General features: G+C 76.5%; 15 protein-coding genes. 5 read left to right on the top strand and 10 right to left on the bottom strand.

From position 1 onward, the window contains the following. Positions 1 to 286 precede the first annotated feature (286 nt). The gene (locus tag ACI79S_RS01635; protein WP_456591693.1) at positions 287 to 1231 is read left to right on the top strand and encodes a nucleoside hydrolase; all 945 of its coding nucleotides are present in this window, start codon (positions 287 to 289) and stop codon (positions 1229 to 1231) included. On the opposite strand, the gene ACI79S_RS01630 is transcribed toward ACI79S_RS01635, so the two are convergent. After that, entirely contained in the window at positions 1232 to 1921 is a 690-nt protein-coding gene (locus tag ACI79S_RS01630) for an ANTAR domain-containing protein (protein ID WP_456591692.1), read from the bottom strand. Positions 1922 to 2047: 126 nt separating this feature from the next. On the opposite strand from ACI79S_RS01630, the gene ACI79S_RS01625 reads away from it, so the two are divergent. The 3 genes from ACI79S_RS01625 (at position 2048) to ACI79S_RS01615 (ending at position 4165) form a co-directional block, all read left to right on the top strand. Further along, entirely contained in the window at positions 2048 to 2557 is a 510-nt protein-coding gene (locus ACI79S_RS01625) for an ATP-binding protein (RefSeq protein WP_456591691.1), read from the top strand. An 85-nt stretch (positions 2558 to 2642) separates the two neighbouring features. Next, positions 2643 to 3464 carry a DUF222 domain-containing protein gene (locus ACI79S_RS01620; RefSeq protein WP_456591690.1) on the top strand — a complete coding sequence of 274 codons (822 nt, stop codon included), beginning with the start codon at positions 2643 to 2645 and terminating at the stop codon, positions 3462 to 3464. A gap of 161 nt (positions 3465 to 3625) precedes the next feature. Beyond that, positions 3626 to 4165 (top strand): HNH endonuclease signature motif containing protein, encoded by a 540-nt coding sequence (locus ACI79S_RS01615; RefSeq protein ID WP_456591689.1) that lies wholly within the window; start codon positions 3626 to 3628, stop codon positions 4163 to 4165. 17 nt (positions 4166 to 4182) lie between these two features. Here the strand turns inward: ACI79S_RS01615 and ACI79S_RS01610 are convergent, their stop codons facing one another. The 9 genes from ACI79S_RS01610 to ACI79S_RS01570 all read right to left on the bottom strand — a co-directional run bounded on the left by ACI79S_RS01610 (position 4183) and on the right by ACI79S_RS01570 (position 16121). After that, complete coding sequence (locus ACI79S_RS01610; RefSeq protein WP_456591688.1) at positions 4183 to 5796, bottom strand: GTPase; 1614 nt, start codon at positions 5794 to 5796, stop codon at positions 4183 to 4185. Then, positions 5793 to 7490, bottom strand: coding sequence for an ABC transporter (locus ACI79S_RS01605; protein WP_456591687.1), 1698 nt, complete (start codon positions 7488 to 7490; stop codon positions 5793 to 5795). The genes ACI79S_RS01610 and ACI79S_RS01605 overlap by 4 nt, the downstream gene beginning before the upstream one ends. 53 nt (positions 7491 to 7543) lie before the next feature. Next, positions 7544 to 8182 (bottom strand): flagellar brake protein, encoded by a 639-nt coding sequence (locus ACI79S_RS01600; protein WP_456591686.1) that lies wholly within the window; start codon positions 8180 to 8182, stop codon positions 7544 to 7546. A gap of 129 nt (positions 8183 to 8311) precedes the next feature. Then, positions 8312 to 9571 (bottom strand): diguanylate cyclase, encoded by a 1260-nt coding sequence (locus ACI79S_RS01595; RefSeq protein WP_456591685.1) that lies wholly within the window; start codon positions 9569 to 9571, stop codon positions 8312 to 8314. A 98-nt stretch (positions 9572 to 9669) separates the two neighbouring features. Beyond that, positions 9670 to 10371 carry an NYN domain-containing protein gene (locus tag ACI79S_RS01590; protein ID WP_456591684.1) on the bottom strand — a complete coding sequence of 234 codons (702 nt, stop codon included), beginning with the start codon at positions 10369 to 10371 and terminating at the stop codon, positions 9670 to 9672. A gap of 116 nt (positions 10372 to 10487) precedes the next feature. Then, a complete protein-coding gene (locus ACI79S_RS01585; RefSeq protein WP_456591683.1) occupies positions 10488 to 12641 on the bottom strand; it encodes a putative bifunctional diguanylate cyclase/phosphodiesterase in 2154 nt (717 codons plus the stop codon). An 83-nt stretch (positions 12642 to 12724) separates the two neighbouring features. Then, positions 12725 to 14344: an acyl-CoA dehydrogenase family protein gene (locus ACI79S_RS01580; protein ID WP_456591682.1), complete on the bottom strand. Its 1620-nt coding sequence runs from the start codon at positions 14342 to 14344 to the stop codon at positions 12725 to 12727. Positions 14345 to 14404: 60 nt separating this feature from the next. Beyond that, entirely contained in the window at positions 14405 to 14794 is a 390-nt protein-coding gene (locus ACI79S_RS01575) for an SRPBCC family protein (protein ID WP_456591681.1), read from the bottom strand. 43 nt (positions 14795 to 14837) lie between these two features. Next, positions 14838 to 16121 carry a competence/damage-inducible protein A gene (locus tag ACI79S_RS01570; protein WP_456591680.1) on the bottom strand — a complete coding sequence of 428 codons (1284 nt, stop codon included), beginning with the start codon at positions 16119 to 16121 and terminating at the stop codon, positions 14838 to 14840. Positions 16122 to 16268: 147 nt separating this feature from the next. Here ACI79S_RS01570 and ACI79S_RS01565 point away from each other — a divergent pair, with 147 nt between their 5' ends. Beyond that, complete coding sequence (locus tag ACI79S_RS01565) at positions 16269 to 16970, top strand: hypothetical protein (RefSeq protein WP_456591679.1); 702 nt, start codon at positions 16269 to 16271, stop codon at positions 16968 to 16970. Positions 16971 to 16973 lie beyond the last annotated feature (3 nt).

Genomic DNA, 16973 nt, shown 5'->3' with positions numbered 1-16973 from the left:
GGGGAAGGTGCCGCGAACAAGGAGAAAGGTAGGGATCGGCGGGCCCGGGAGCCGGCTCCTCCGACGACTCCCCGGAGCCGCGTGACCGAACCGTTGCCCGACCCCTGCGCGCCGGTCGGTGACCCCTCTTCCGGCGCATGCCCTTGTCGATTCGACGGCGCTCCGCGAGCGTGGCAGGGCCGATCCGGGCCGTCGGTCACTTCCGGACGGCTCCGGCACGCCCGGCGTGTCGGGCACCCGCCGGACCGCGGCCGGCTCGTGCGGACCGGCTTGCGAGGATGCGGCGGTGACCGACCGCATCCCGCTGGTGATCGACACCGACCCCGGCATCGACGATGCCCTCGCCATCCTGCTGGCCCTGGCCAGTCCCGAGGTGGACCTGCGGCTGGTCACCACGGTGCACGGCAACGTGGAGCTCGCGCAGGTCACCGAGAACGCCCTGCGGGTGCTGCACCTGGCCGGGCGCTCCGACGTGCCGGTGGCCGCCGGCGCCCGGGCCTCGTTGGTCCACCCGCAGCCGGAGCGGGCCGGGCACGTGCACGGCGACGCCGGGCTCGGCGGCGTCGAGCTGGCGCCCTCCCCCGCGGCCGTCGATCCCCGCCCCGCGGTCGTCGCCCTGGCCGAGACGCTGCTGGCCGAGAGCACGCCGGTGACGGTGGCCGCGATCGGCCCGCTCACCAACATCGCGCTGCTGCTGGCCGTCCACCCGGAGGCCGCCGAGCGCATCGGGCGGCTCGTCGTCATGGGCGGCTCCGCCTCCCGCGGGGGAAACGTCACCGCCGCCGCGGAGTTCAACGTCTGGTCCGATCCCGAGGCGGCGCAGGTCGTGCTCTCCTCCTCGGTGCCCGCCGTCCTGGTCGGCCTGGACGTCACGCTGCTCACCGTGCTCACCGAGGAGGGCATCGCCCGCTTCGCCGCCGCCGGCCCGATCGGCCGCAGCGCGGCGGCGATCCTCCAGCAGTACGTGGACCACGCCCGCGACGCCTACGGCACCGCGGGCGTCGTGGTCCACGACGCCCTCGCGCTCACCGAGGCGATCGCGCCGGGCACCCTGGGCACGGTGCGGCGCGACGTCGTCGTCGACACCACGCCGGGCCCCGGCCGCGGGCAGACCCTGGTCGACCGGCGGGCGGTCTCGCGCGCGGCGAGCGCGGTCGAGGTGGCCGAGACGGTCGACAGCGGCGCCGCCGTGGAGTTCCTGGTCTCCCGGCTGGCGCGGCTGGACGGCTGATCAGCGGGGCGTCCGGGTTCCCGCCACGATGCCGACGGCGATGTCGCGCAGCTTGCGGTTGTAGCGCTGCGATGCCTGGCGCAGCACCTCGAAGGCCCGATCGGCGTCGATCCCCTGCTGGGCCATGAGCACGCCCTTGGCCTGCTCGATGACCGCGCGCGACTCCATGGCGATCCGCATGTTGCGGGCCTGCTCGGTCAGCTGGGCGTGCGCGTCGGCGTTGGCGACCGCGACCGCGATGCTCTCGGCCACCCCGAGAGCGGCGGCCAGCGACTCGGGGCGGGCGAACGCCGCGGGCCGGGACGAGTACACGTTCAGCGCGCCGATGCTCGACCCCTGGTAGGGCAACGGCACCGACAGCGAGCTGCGGACACCGGTCGCGCGCACGCGTGCCATGTAGGCGGGCCACCGCTCCTCGGTACGCACGTCGTCGATCCGCAGGACGACGCCGCCACGGCCGGCGTCCAGGCAGGGACCGCTGCCTTCGGCGTACTGCAGCTCGTCGGCCGCCAGCGCCATGTCGCCGCGGTAGCCGGCCGTGAAGGCCTTGTCACCGCGGACCAGCGTCGTGGACACCGCGTCCGCACCCGGGACGGCCCGGGCCGCGATCGTGGTGATCTCGGTGAGCACCTCGGTCAGCTCCCGGCCGCCCAGGGTCACCCGGGCGAGCTCGCGCAGGACGTCGTCCACCGGCCCAGTCTGCCTGGCGGGGCCCGCACCGTTCGCCCCCCTTCGCGCGCCGCGTCCCCATCGGTCAGGATGGTGCGATCCGGGCCGGGTCCCGGGGTACCCGCGGAGCAGACGCGAGAGGACGAGATGGCCGACGAGCTGGCCCCCGACGCGTGGCCGAGCGCGCCCGTCCCGTCCGTCCCCGGTGATGTCTGGCACTGGCAGCTGGAGGCCATGCACGTGGTGTCCCGCGTGCGCACCGATCTGCGCGCGCGGATCGCCCACCCGTCGGTCTCCGCCGCCTCGACCGAGGACGCCCGCGACGGGCTGCTCCTGGTGTTCGAGGAGCTGGCGTCCAACGCGCTGCGGCACGGCGGGGGGGACGTACGGGCCCTGGTCGTCGCCGGCCCCGCCGGCTGGCTGCTCGACCTCAGCGACGAGGCACCCGACCGCCCGCCCGTGCCGGCCGTCGACCGGGATCCGGCGCTGGGCGGGATGGGCCTGCACCTCGTCGCGCAGCTCTCCACCGCCTACGGCTGGGAGGAGCGGCCGGGCCGCAAGCACGTCTGGGCGCTGCTGCCCTCGGGACGGGAGGCCGTCGAGGGGCTGCGCGACCGGCTGCCCGAACAGCGCTCACCCGGGCTCAACCGGGACTGAGGGAGCCGGCCGGGCCACCACCGCCCTGTCCGACCCACCCGGCTGACCTGCGGAGACTGTCGGTGGTCGGCTCTACCGTGCAGGTGTGTTCCCCGGTGAGCCTCCCCGCGCGCCGGACGAGGGCGTGCCGATCCCCTGGGTGCCCGACACCGACACCCCCGGGCTGAGCGATCTGGAACTGGTCGCCGACATCTGGGCCGCCGATGCCCGCGAAGCCCGGTACGCCGCCCAGCGCGCCGAAGCGATCACCGCGCTCGCCCGCCGCCGTTCCATCGACGGCGACCGCGACTTCGGCCCGCTCGGCGGCCTGGGGCTCGACAGCCGGCTCCACCGCTCCGAGGTGCTCGCCCTGGTCAGCGAGACGTTCGTGACCGAGCTGGCGATGATCCGCGGCTGCACCGAGGCAGAGGCCGAAGCCCTCGCCGTCGAGTCGATCCTGCTCACCACCCTGCTCACCGGCACCTGGGACGCCCTCTACGCCGGCCGCATCGACGTGCGGAAGATGCGGGCCCTGGTCGACCTGCTGGCCACAGCCAAGCCGGCCGTCATCGCCGAGGTCGAACGCCGCGTCCTGCCCGACGCCGGCCGGCTCACCGTCCCCCAGCTGCGCGCCCGGGTACGCCGGACACTGGCCCGCCTCGACGCCGACGCCCTCGACAAACGCCGCACCGAAGCGGCCGAGCGGGCCGACGTCACCACCCGCCGCACCGGCGACGGGATGAGCCAGCTCGTCGCCGACCTGCCCGTCCACCTCGCCGCCGCCTGCGCCGACGCCATCGACCAGTACGCCCAGCTGCTGCGCGCCGACGGCGACTCCCGGCCCATCGGCGTCCTCCGGGCCGCCGTCGCCGCCGACCTGATCCTCCGCCCTGGGACACCTCCCGGCCGCCGGTCACCGCCCAGCTGACCATCCACGCCCCACTGCCCTCCCTGCACGACCCCGACGGCGAGGGAGGCACGCAGCCGGCCGCCGAGGTCGCCGGTGAGGTCGTCACCGCCGCCCACTGCCGGGAGATCCTGCGCGAACTGGACCTGCTCGGCATCGGCGCCGCACCCACCGGCGGATGCGTGCAGGTGGCCATCGGCAACCCCGCCGACGGCCGGCTCATCGCCGTCGCCACCCGCCGTCAACTCCGCCGCGCCGCCGGGCACCAGCGCCCCTCCCGCACGCGCGGCAAGGCCCCGACCAGCCGACCCACCCCAACCGGGCAACAGCCCCGGAGCGGACCGGGCCTCGGCCCACCGGCACCGACCACCACCTACGGCCCCACCGCCGGGCAACGCCGCTTCCTCCACGTCCGCGACCGGCACTGCCGCATGCCCGGCTGCCGACGGCGCCCCGGCCGCTGCGACATCGACCACGGCATCGCACACGCCGACGGCGGCCCGACCGACTGCTGGAACCTCTGCTGCCTGTGCCGCCGGCACCACCGCATCAAAACCTTCGCCCGCGGCTGGCGCTTCCAACTACTCGCCGACGGACGCCTGATCGTGCGAACCCCCAGCGGTATCTCCCGGACCACCCGACCACCGGGCTGGTGCCACGAACCCGAACCCGACCCACCCTGGCTCGACGAGGACGCCCCACCCGATCCACTGCTCCACTGACCGGCGGAACGCACCCGTCACCGGGCCCTGGCCACCGCCGTGCAGAAGCGGGCGGCATCGGCCTGCACCGCGGTCATCGGTGCCAGCAGCTCCTCCTCCGCCACCGCGCGCACGGCCGCGCGCAACCGGCGGTCGGCCGCCCGCCCCCGCCGGCGCGCCCGCATCGCCACGAGCGGCCGGCACACCAGCGCGAGCAGCAGGCCGGCGAGCAGCCCACCCACCAGCAGCAGCGTGGGCAGCGGGATGCCCTCGACCCGGGGCAGCGGGACGACGTCGTCGAGCTGGAGGAACCCGAGCACGACGAGCGCCAGCAGCCACAGCGCCCCGACCAGCGCGGTCGCCAGCAGCAGCCACTGCAGCCCGGCCGCCGCCCGCTGCCAGAGCGGCACCCGGTCGGGCCCCAGGTCGGCACCCCCCACCGCCCGGTCCAGGGCGTCGGCCAGCCGCTCCTCGGACACCTCGGCGGTGCGCCGCAGCTCGTCGCGCCAGGCCGGCGCCAGGCCCTCCCCGACGGCGTCACGCGCCTCCCGGACGGCGGTCGCCATGCGGGCCCGCTCCACCGCACCCGCCGGCGGGAGGGACGTGCGGGCGCGCTCGTCGCCCAGGTGCAGCCGCTCCAGCGGGTCCGCGCGGAGCCGGCGCGTCCACCGGACCGGCGGCCAGCCGGTGCGCCCGGTGCCCTCCCGCCGGGTCGACCGCTCCACCGCGCCGACCACGGTCGGGACGCCGGCCGCCGCGGCGAGGGCGTCGGTGAGGTCGTCGGCCGGCTCCCGAGCCTGGTCGTCGGCGGCACCGGCCCGCCCCCACCACCGCGACCCGCCGGCCGGGGCGGGAGGGCAGTGCGCCGCCAGCTCCGCGGCGCTGCCCCGCACGTCGGCGAGCAACCGCTCGCCGGCCGCCCGGCGGGCGCGGACCCGCCGGGCCAGCTCACCGCGCAGCTCGGCCAGCCCGGCTCCCGTGCGCCCGGACACCGCCAGCAGCGGGGTCGCCGCAAGCCCCTCGCGGTCCAGCAGGCCCCGCAGGTCGGCCAGGCAGGCGCGGGCGGCGGCGTCGTCCAACCTGTCGACCTGGTTGAGCACCACCATCAGCACGCCGGCGTGGCCCGCCAGCGGCGCCAGGTACCGCTCGTGCACGGCGGCGTCGGCGTACTTCTGCGGGTCGAGCACCCAGACGAGGACGTCGACCAGCTCCACCAGCCGGTCGACCTCCAGCCGGTGCTCCAGCCGCACGCTGTCGTGGTCGGGGAGGTCCAGCAGGACCAGCCCGTCGAGCGCCGGCTCGGGCTCGTGGCGGTGCCGCCGCGGCACCTCGAGCCAGTCCAGCAACCGGTCGGCCCCGTCATCGGCCGTGCCCCACACGGTGGCGTGCGCGACGCCGGTCGTGGGGCGACGCACCCCCGGCGTGCTCACCTCGCTCCCCGACAGCGCGTTGAACAGGGTGGACTTGCCGCTGCCCGTCGCCCCGGCCAGCGCGACGACGGTGGCGTCCCCGAGCGCCTCGCGCGCTCCGGCCTTGGCCAGCACCGCCCTCGCCCGCGCCACCTCCGGCACCGCCAGCTGCCCGTCGGCCACCTCGACGGCCTCGCGCAGCGCGGCCAGCCGGTCGGCCAGCGCACCTCCCGCACCCCTCATGCCCGGCGTGCCTCGACGAGGGCACCGGCGGCCACCCGCAGGTCGTCGGCGGCCTGCGGCGCCGGTGCCACCGCGTCCAGGAGCGCGTCGAAACGGTCCTGCTCGTACCGCAGCAGCGCCTCGGCCCGCTCCTCCAGGTCGGCCCGCGCCCGCTCGGCCAGCGACCGCACCGCGGCGTCGCCGAACACCGCCTCCAGCACCCGCTGGCCGACCGCGGTGGTGCCGCCGGCGACCGCGACCTCCCCGCCGAGCAGCCCACCGGTCTGCGCGAAGACCGCCACCATCACCACCGCGCCGGTCCCGCTGACGCCCCAGGACAGCAGCCGGGCCCGCGAGCGCTTGTCGGCGCCTTCGTCGCGCACCAGGTCCAGCACCGCGCCCTGCCAGTCGCGCACCTGCGCCGCAGCGGCCTCCGGGAAGTCGGGCGACGCGGCGGCGAGCTCCTGCTCCCGGCCGCCCAGCAGCCCTGGTCCGGCCGGGAGCGCACGCCACGCCGTGACCGTCCGCTCCGCGGCCCGGTCCGCCTCGGCGCGGAGCAGGTGCTCGACGCTGCTCTCCAGCGCGCCCTGCAGGCTCTCGGCCGGCGCCGGGCGCCCGGTCAGCGCCGCGGCGACGCGGTCACGCACCCGGCCGACGCGGTTCTGCAGCGTGCGCATCCACTCCCCGGTGCCGACGAACTCCTGCCAGCGGGCCAGCACCTCGCCGCGCAGCAGGCTGCCGCTGCGGACCCCCTGGTCGATCCCGTCGCGCGCCCCGTCGTACGCCGCCGCGGCGGCGCCGTGCAGCGCCCCGGCGGCGGCCAGCTGCTCCTCCACGGCCAGGGCCACGGTCGCGGTGCGTTCCTGCAGGCTGTCCAGCGCCCCGGCGAGGGTCTGCCGGACGACGGCCGCGCGCTGCTCCTGGTCGGCAGCCAGCCCGTGCAACCAGCTCCGCAGCGGCGCCACCTGCTCCTCGGGCAGCCGGCCGTCCTGCAGCGGCCGCTCCTCGATCGCGAACAGCCGGGCGGCGGCGAGGCCGGCACCCCGCAGCATCGCCGCGAGGTCGTCGGCGACCTCGCCGGCGGCCTCCGGTGGCACCCGGTCCAGCACGACGGCCAGCGCCGTCCCCCGCTGCTCGGCGGTGCGCAGGAGGTCCCACGGCACCGCGTCGGCGTAGCGGGCGGCGGTGGTGACGAAGACCCACAGGTCGGCGGCGGCCAGCAGCTGGCCGGCGAGGTCGCGGTTGGCGGTCACCACCGAGTCGACGTCGGGCGCGTCGAGCACGGCCAGACCCGCCGGCACGTCGTCGCGGAGGACCAGCTGCAGCGTTCCGGGCCCACCGCTCCCGCCGGTGACCCGTGCCAGGCCGGGCAGCACCCGGTCACCGGAGAAGCTCGCGGCGTCGGCCCGGGCGCAGACGAGCACCGGGGCGCGGGTGGTGGGACGCAGCACGCCGGCGGTGGTGACCGGCGCACCGACCAGGCTGTTGACCAGCGTGGACTTGCCGGCCCCGGTGGAGCCGCCCACGACGACGAGCAGCGGGGCGTCCAGGTCGCGCAACCGGGGCAGCAGGTAGTCGTCGATCTGGTCGGTGACGCCCCGGGCGGTCCGGACGGCCTCGTCGCGGCTCGCCGTCGCCAGGGCCAGCGGTGCGGCGGCCACCTGGTCGCGGAGCGCCGTGAGGGCCTCGGTCAGACGCGGCGGCGACGGGGTCACGCCTGCTGCTCTGCCCCGGGAGGCGGTCGGCTACCCGCCGGTTTCCCCCCGGGTCACTCCGCCATCCGCGCGCGCTCCTCGCGCAGCGCCTGGAACACCCGCCGCCGGACCCGGTCCTGCTCCTTCTCGGCGATGTCGACGAACCGGATGCTCATCACCCAGCGCGCCCCCCGGGTCTGGATGCGGATGATCTCGCCGCGCGCCACCAGCGGGCCGTCCTCGAGGCGGACGGTCAGCCCCATCGTCGTCCCGGCGTCGGGCACCATGCCGAACCCCTCGAAGTGGACGCGCATGCCGGCCTCGCTGAGGTCCAGCGTCTCGCCCTTGAGGTCCACCCCGCCGAGGGAACCCTCCACGGGAACGGTCACGCGGCCGCGGACCGCCGCCCGCCGCTGGCTGTGCTCGGCGGGCCCGGTCGTGGTGAGCCGCCAGCGCACGACCGCGTCCGCCTGGACGTCCAGCACCTCGGCCGGCAGCATGCGGTGGCCGCTCTCGGTGCGCCAGTAGACCTCGACGACGTCGCCGGGGTTCACGACCGAGCCCTCCACGAAGTTGCTCGCGGACGGCCGGACGGAGATCACGCCGGCGTGGACGACCTCCACCCGGGCGCTGACGGCGATGTTGGTGCCGGCCAGCCGCACCTCGGCCTCGCTCTGCTCCGCCGGGTGGTCGACGCCGGGAACGCTGGTCATGGTCCTCTTTCGATCATCCGGTGCTCGGCCGACGACCTCCCGGTCGCCCGTCCGCCCGGGAACGGTAACCGCCGACGGCGGGCGCCGGGCGGCACGGGAGGCCGACGCGCCGGGGTGGACCGGTCCCGCTCAGCGGGCCGGCTGCCCCTCCGGCGCTCCGGGCGGCGCGAGCCCGGCCCCGACCGCGTTCCGGGTGGTCTTGGCCCGGTAGAGCTGCTCGTCGGCCCGGGACATGAGCTCGAGGGGATAGGCGTCGTCGCCGGCCGCCGCGGCCACCCCCAGGGAGAGGCTCAGCTCCGCGGCGCCGAAGCCGGTGGGCCGCAGCAGCTGGGCCTCGCACCGGAGCTGCTCGGCCAGCTCGGTCGCGCGCGCCTCGTCCGCCCCCGGCAGGAGGACGGCGAGCTCGTCGCCACCGAGCCGGGCGACGAGGTCCCCACCTCGCACGCGGGCCGACAGCAGCCCGGCGACCGCGCGCAGCGCGTCGTCCCCTCCGCCGTGCCCGTACCGGTCGTTGACGTCCTTGAAGTGGTCCAGGTCGACCAGCACCACGCTGAGCACGTCTCCCCGCTGGCGGGCACGCGTGCACAGCTCGGCCAGCTCGGCGTCCCACCGGCGGCGGTTGGCCAGGCCGGTGAGGGGGTCCTCGTGGCTGAGGCGCTCCAGCTGGGCCAGCAGCACGCCGGTCCGCTGCTGCTCGCGCTCCAGCCGGACCCTCGTGTGCAGCTCCCGGCTGTCGAGGGCGTAGCGCCGCAGGTGGGCGAGGACCGCGATCACCGATGCCGTGGCGAGGTAGACGGTCACGGCGAGCAGGTCACCGGGCGAGAGCCCGTCCTCGGCGGTGACGGAGGCCAGGCCCAGAGCCGCCCAGGAGACGGCGACCAGCGCGACCGTCCAGCGGGGGCGGGCGACCAGGACGCAGCCGCTGCCGTAGATGGCGAGGGTGAAGCCGAGCAGGTGGTACCGGGGGTCCTCGGAGCGCGTGACCATCCAGGCGACCTCGGCCTGCACGACGGCCAGCACCAGGAAGGTCAGCAGCTCGGGACGCCGACGGCCCAGCGGGAGTCGCCACAGCGCGACCAGGGCGAGCAGCATCGGGATCTCGCAGAGCAGCCGGACCACCAGGAAGGTGGCGGCGTTGCCGCGCTCGGTGACCAGGTCGACCAGCGACCACAGGGGCACGGTGACCAGGGCGACCCAGCCGACGAGGAGCCCGGCCGTGCGGGCCCGTTCGGTCCGCTCCTCGGCCAGCCCGGGCACGGCGCGCGCCAGCCGGCGCGTCTCGGCGACCCGGCCCCGGCGCGGCCCCGCATCATCGGCGGGCGCCGGTGACGGCAGCACGTCGCTGCGGCGGAGCGCGGCCACCAGGCGCTGCGAGAATGAGAACGGCACAGTTCTGCGATCGGCACCGCGCCGGGTTGCCTGAGCGGTTTCCGCGGCTACCACCCGTCCGGGTGATCCGGCCGCGAACACCGAGCTCAGCCGCGAGGTCAGCCGCCGCGGCGCGCGGTGAACCCGGCGACGAAGTCCCGGAGGCTGCGGGTGGGCCGCAGCCAGGCGCCGTCGGGCGGGAGCGCGTCGAGGCGGACCCGGTCGAGGGGCTCGACGAAGGCCCCCGGCACGTCCTCGATGTCGATGAAATCCAGCAGGTCCGAGCCGATCGCGTAACCGGCCACCTCGCTGAAGGCGACGACGACGACCTGCGTCCCCTGGCGGGCGAGATCTTCCAGCGGTTCGGCGAAGTTCCGGCCGTCACCGGAGAAGACCACCAGCCGCCGCAGGTGGTGGCTGTGCCGGCGGACGGCGATGTGGTCGAGCATGTCCTGGTCGATGTCGTCGTCCGGCTGCGTCTTCGGCCGGGCGAACACCGAGTAGCCGAATCCGCGCAGCGCCTCCACCCAGCGCTGCAGGGATCCCGGCTGCGGGGGGATGTTGGCGAAGACGCACGCCTCGACGTCGGACGAGTCGGGTGCGCCCGGATCGCCGGCGCCCTCGACGAACCACGCCGCGATCGCGTCGAACCGCGGTCGCGAGGCCGCCGTCGGCCGGGCCCCGATCACCGTCGACAGGGTCATGTCGATGTTCGGGGCGTCCCAGATGAGCAGGTCCAGGGCGGGGCGCGCCCGGCCGTCGTCGACGGGACCGGCCGGCCGCTCGGCGGGCTCGGGCACGGCCTCGGAGGTGTCCAGCACGGGAACAGTCTGCCCGGGTCCGGCGACGGGCGTCGCCGGGGGCGACGCCACGGACGTTCCGGCGGCGCGCGGCGGACCGGCCGGGGCCGTCGCCCGGCGGCCGGGACGGCGGAGGTTCACCCGGGTGCGGGGGCGGCGTGACCAGCGATCGCCAGGGCGCACAGGTCCCCGCCGGCCTGCTGCACCTCGCGCACCCAGCCGGGCAGCCGGTCGGCGGGCATCGGGTAGCCCAGCAGCCAGCCCTGCGCCAGGTCGCAGCCGGCCTCGCGCACCATCCGCAGGTGCTCGGGGGTCTCGATCCCCTCGGCCACGGAGCTGATGCCGAGCGTGCGGGTGAGCCCGACGATGGCCGCGAGCACCGCACCCGTGTCGCCGGCCGCCACCCGCTCGGCGGCGGCGAGCAGCGAGCGGTCGATCTTGAGCGTGCCGATGGGGAGCGCGAACAGCTGGGCCAGGGAGGACCATCCGGTGCCGAAGTCGTCGATCGCCACGCGGACGCCGAAACCGCGCAGCACCGACAGCTGGTCCTCCGCCCGCGTCGGGTCCTCGGCCACGCTCGTCTCGGTGAGCTCCAGCACCAGCTGGTCGGCCGGGAGGCCGGAGCTCTGCAGGGCCAGCCGCACGTCGCGCACCAGCGTCTCGGCGGAGAAGTGCCGGGCGCTGACGTTCACCGACATGCGCAGGGAGAGGCCCTCGGCGGCCCACTCCGCCGCCTTGCGGGTGGTCTCGCGGAGCAGCCAGCGGGTGATCGGGATGATCTGCCCGGTCTCCTCGGCCACGGACAGGAAGGTGTCCGGCGACAGCAGTCCGCGCTCGGGGTGCTGCCAGCGCACCAGCGCCTCGACGCCCTCGATCTGCCCGGTGTCCAGGCGCACGACGGGCTGGTAGTGCACCACCAGCTGGTCGATGGCGTCGCCCCGCAGCCGGGTGGCCACCTCCAGCCGCCACCGGGCCGCCTCCCGCAACGCGGGGGAGAACAGGTGCACCCGGTCCCGGCCCGAGCTCTTGGCGGCGAACATCGCGGCGTCCGCATCGCTGAGCAGGTGGTGGGCGTCGCGGACCTCCGGCCGGGCGACCGCCACGCCAACGCTGGCGCTGAGCGGCACGGAGATCTCCCCGGCGACGAAGGGGCGGCCGAACGCGGTCTGCAGCCGGAAGGCCAGGGCGGCGGCCTCCGAGGCGTCGCACCCGCGCGCCAGCACCACGAACTGGTCGGCGCCCAGGCGGGCCACGGCGTCACCCGGGCGGAGCTGCTGGGAGAGCCGGCCGCCCACCTGGCGCAGCAGTTCGTCACCGATCTGGTGGCCCAGGGAGTCGTTGACGGTCTTGAAGGCGTCGAGGTCGATGACGAGCAGCGCGACGCCGGCCTGGTGGTCGGCGGCCAGCGCCTCACCGGTGAGCTCGAGCAGCCGGGAGCGGTTGGGGAGCCCGGTGAGGTCGTCGTGCTGCGCCTTCCACACCAGGTCCTGCCGGGCGCGCACCTGGTCGGTGACGTCGTTGTGGGTGATGACGACCCGGCCCTCGCGGTCCACCCGCGTGGCCTGCAGGTGGAACCAGGCGACGCCGCGCGGCGTCTGGCAGGAGTAGTCGTAGGAGAACGTGCGCCCGTCCGACCGCGCGGTGTCGGTCATCAGCGCCCGCAGCCCCTCGACCAGCCCGGCGTGCTCCCCGGGGCCGAGCCCCCGGGTCATGATCGCCAGGTAGTCCTCGCCCTCCCGGCCCGGCCACGAGGCCGCCGGGAGCAGCTCCTCGCTGCTGCGCACCCACGCCCCGTTGGTGGACTGGATCCGCCCGTCCGGCCCGATCAGGACGGTGGGCGAGGGCAGGGCCTCCAGCACCGCGGTGAGGCCGCGGATCTGGGCGTCGCGTTCCTGGTCGGTGCGGCGGCGGACGTCGATGTCGCGGAAGAGGACGGCGGCGCCGGCCCGATCGGGGAACATCCGGACCTCGTACCAGCGCCCCGCCGGCTCGTAGTAGAAGTGGAACTCCCGCGCCCGGCCGTCCGCGAGCAGCTCGCGGTACCGCTCCTCGGCGAGCGAGCCGCGCAGCGCCGGGAAGGCGTCGCGGGCGTCCTTGCCCAGCAGTTCGTCGGCGCTGTGCCCCAGGAGCCGCTCGGCCGCCTGGTTCAGGTAGGCGAAGCAGCCCCGCGCATCCAGGCGGTAGACCGCATCGGGCACACCGCTCAACGGGTCGGGCCGGTCCTCGGGGGACCGGTCGTCGCCTGGTTGCACGCTGCCCGCTCTCGTCCAGTCGTCGTGGGGTCCGCTCACGCAGACGCCGGAGGCACCGACCGCTCGCGAAGAACACGGGCAGCACGTGAGCCGTCCCCGAGCGTAGTAGCCCCGAGCGCTCCTCAGACAGCGGCGACCCCGGACCGCCGGACGATCTCGGCGACGGCGGCGCCGGCGGGCAGGGTGCCGAGCACCGCGCCGGCCTCTCCGCCCAGGCGAGAGGCGCAGAAGGCGTCGGCGACCGGGGCCGGTGCGTGGCGCAGCAGCAGCGAGCCCTGCAGGCAGAGCGCCAGCGATCCGGCGATTCGCCGGGCGCGGAACGGCAGCCCGTCCCGGTCCCCCAGCTCGGCCGACAGCCGCTTGACCGCGTCGTCGTACCGGCGGTCCGCGCCCCGGGCCAGCTCGAGCTCGGCGGTGACGGCGGCCAGCGACTCCGAGGAGCGCCCCAGCGCCCGCAGGACGTCGAGGGCGATGACGTTGCCCGAGCCTTCCCAGATCGAGTTCAGCGGCGCCTGCCGGTAGAGGCGGGGCAACCCGGACTCCTCCACGTAGCCGTTGCCGCCCAGGACCTCCATCGCCTCCGCGACGACCCCGGGTGCGCGCTTGCACACCCAGTACTTGGCGGCCGCCCCCGCCAGCCGGAGGAAGGCCGCCTCACCCGCGTCCACCGCGGCGGCCAGCCGGACGGCCAGCGCCGTGGCGGCCTCGCTCTCGAGCGCGAGGTCGGCGAGCACGTTCTGCATCAGCGGCTGGTCGGCGAGCAGGGCGCCGAACGCGTGCCGGTGCCGGGCGTGGTGGCCCGCCTGCGTCAGCGCCGCCCGGATCGTGGCGGCCGAGCCGAGCACGCAGTCCAGCCGCGTCATGTTGACCATCTCGATGATGGCCGGGACGCCCCTCCCGGGCTCGCCGACCAGCCACCCCGTCGTCCCGTCGAACTCCACCTCGCTGGAGGCGTTGGCGCGGTCGCCCAGCTTGTCCTTGAGCCGCTGCAGCCGGAAGACGTTGCGGGTGCCGTCGGGGAGCACCCGGGGGACGAGGAAGCAGGAGACCCCCTCCTCGAGCCGGGCCAGGACGAGGAACAGGTCGCTCATCGGCGCGCTGGTGAACCACTTGTGCCCGGTGAGCCGGTAGGTGCCGTCGGGCTGCGCGACGGCCCGCGTCGTGTTGGCGCGGACGTCGGAACCGCCCTGCTTCTCGGTCATGCCCATCCCGGCCACGAGCCCCCGCTTGGCGGTGGGCTCGGTGAGCCCGAACTGGTACGCCCGCGCGGTGAGCCCGGGCTCGTAGCGGGCGGCGAGCTCCGGGGAACGGCGCAGCGCGGGGACCACCGCGTAGGTCATGGTCGTGGGGCACCCGTGCCCCATCTCGACCTGCGTCCACCCCAGGTAGCCGACGGCCCGCCGGACGTGGGCGTGCGGGCTCGGATCGGTCCACGGCGCGCCGGCCAGGCCGTGCTCGAACGCCGTGCGCATGAGCTCGTGCCAGGCCGGGTGGAACTCCACCTCGTCGACCCGGTGGCCGTAGCGGTCGTGGGTGCGCAGTCGCGGCGGGTTCTCGTTCGCCAACCGGCCCCACTCCTGGGCCGGCTCGCTGCCCGCGAGCCGGCCCAGCTCCGCCAGGGACGCGAGGGTGGCCTGGTCGGCGTGCCGGCGGCAGGCCTCGGCGAGGGCGGCGTCCCCGGCGATCGGGTCGTGCCCGACCAGCGGCGGGACCTGGTTGGTGACCTCGTGGGTGGCGGGCATGACGGCACGGTAATCCAGCCGGGCGCGCCCTCGTGGCCGGTTCCGCCCGCCGGTGGCGGCTCAGGCGCGCACGAGGCGGGCCAGGGCCAGGCGGGCGGCGGGGGCGTAGGCCAGGACGAGCGGAGCCGGCCCGGAGAGCCGCAACCCGGTGGTCGTCCCGCCGCCGGGACCCTCGGCGACCCAATGCAGCAGCCGCACGTGCAGCGGGCCGACCGCCACCCGCCACGACCACCGCCGGGCGGCCTCGTCGACCTCCTCCACGGTGAAGGGCACCGCCAGCCCGAGGGGGCCGAGGACGCGGCCGGAGACGCCCGCGGCCAGCCGGTCCGCCGGGAGCTCCACGCCGGTGATCTGCGGCGACCACCCCGACCAGCGAGCGGGGACGGCGTACCGCTCCCAGACCTCGGCCGGTGGGGCGGTGCCGGTCGCGTGCAGGGTCAGCGTCGTCACCGCCGGGAGGTGCCCCGGCAGGCTGGAGCGGACACGTGCGGCGTCAGGCCGGGGGGCCGCCCAGCAGCAGCCGGCGGAGCAGGTGCAGCGCCATCGTGACGGAGCGTTCCCGCACGGCCGACCGGCTGCCCGGAAGGGCGAGGGAGCGCGCCGCCGCCCCTTCGGGGCCGACGACGCACAGGTGGACCGTCCCGACGGGCTTGGTCTCCGTGCCACCTCCGGGGCCGGCGATGCCGGTGATGCCCACCCCGATGTCGGCGCCGAAGCGCCCGCGGGCGCCGTCGGCGAGAGCCCGCGCCACCTGCGGGCTGACCGCGCCGTGCTCGGCCAGCAGCGCGCCGGGGACCCCGAGGAGGGCCTCCTTCGCCCCGTCGGCGTAGGCCGTCACCCCGCCCAGCACGGCGGCGGAGGCGCCGGGCCGCTCGGTGAGGCGGGCGACGAGCAGCCCGCCGGTGCAGGACTCGGCGGCGGCGATCGTCAGACCCCGCTCGGTGAGCGCGGTGGCGACCAGCTCGTCGAGGGTGGGGCCGGTGGAGAAGAGCGTGTCGGCGTACCGCTCGCCCAGCCGGGCCGCGAACCGGTCGTAGGCCGGCTGGGCCGCAGCGGGGAAGCGGGTGACGATCTCCAGCTCCCCTTCACGGAGGCACGTGGTGATCTCCAGGCCGCTCAGCTCGGGTTCGAGCTCGCGCAGCGTGGCGGCCAGCTGGGCCTCGAGGGTGCCCCACAGCCGCAGGGTCTCCTGCCGGAGCTCCGCGGCGCCCGCCAGCGCCGCCCGGGTCGGCGCCGCGTCGACGGCCGCCGGCCACATGCCCCGCAGCTCGCCCGGAGGCCCGGGCAGCACGACCACCGGCGGCCCGGTCCGGCCCGGCGCGGGAGGGACGACCAGGCCCGGCGCGGTACCCACCGGCTCCAGCACGGTGGCCCCCTCGGGGACCAGGGCCTGCTTGCGCACCCCCGCCGCGGTGGACGCCGGGTCGGCGCGCCAGCCCCGGCGGGCCATCAGCCGTTCGACGATCCGGCCGATCCGCTGCTCCAGCGCGGCGTCCACCGCCGAGACGCGGCCCTGGAAGCCGCCCACCACCTGGGCGGTCAGGTCGTCGGCGGTGGGCCCCAGCCCACCGGTGGTGATCAGCAGGTCGGCGCCGGTGCCGGCCAGGAAGGACAGCGCGGCCACGAGGTCCTCGGGGCGGTCGCCGACCACGACGACGTGCCCGACGTCGACGCCGAGCCGGCGCAGCTGCTCGGCCAGCCAGGGACCGTTCCGGTCGGCCACCCGGCCGGTGAGGACCTCGGTCCCCGTGACGACGACTCCGGCGCGCGTGACCACGGATCGACCCTAGGCGCGCCGGATCGCTCCGGCAGGTGCGACCCGTCGGCCCCGGGTGGCGCGCGGACGGGCCGGCCCGGCGGCGCTAGCGTGCGGGACGCACCGCACCGACCGGTGGTCCCGCCGGAGCCGACCTGGAGGCACCCCGTGAGCACGCCGTCCGAACCGCAGTCCCCCACCCCGGGCACCGGTCCCGCCCAGTCGTCGACCCAGGAGATCCCGGTGGTCACGCCGGCGTCCGGCACGCCGACGACGGTGCAGCAGCTCCCGCCCCCCTCGGCTCCCGTCCACCCGCCCGCCGCGCCGGGGGGGCCGCCCACCACGCCGACCGCCACGCCGGCCGGGGAGGCCCAGCCCACCGGCCCGGTCGACTTCGTCCCCGGCCTGCCCGGCGCGGGCGCCTCACCCCCTCCCCCGGCGGCGGCCGACGCCGCCACGGAGCGCTCCCGTGCCCCCCGTGACCGGGCGGCGCTGATCGGCGCCGGCCTGGTGGTGCTGTCCCTGGTGCTGCTCCAGCTCGCCCTGTCACTGCGCTTCGGCACGGAGTCGGCGTGGTCCACCATCCCGCTGTGGTCGGCCTTCGCCACGGTCTGCGTCGTGCTGGGGCTGGCCGCGTTCGCGCGTCTGCTGCCCGTCGGCCGGCGGCTGGACCACCGGACCGGGTGGCGGGTGGCCGCCGGCGGGCTGGGCGGCCTGGCGGTCTTCTGGGTGCTGGTCGTGCTGCCCGACGCGGGCACCGACCGCGGTTTCCTGCACACGGCCGCGCTCGGCGCTCTCGGCGGGGCAGTGTGGCTGGCCGCGGGCCGGGCGGACCGGCCGACCGAGGACGCCGCACCCGCCCGCGGCTGATCC

This window comes from Blastococcus sp. SYSU DS1024, assembly GCF_054050795.1.
This window is presented reverse-complemented; position numbering and strand designations above follow the sequence as displayed.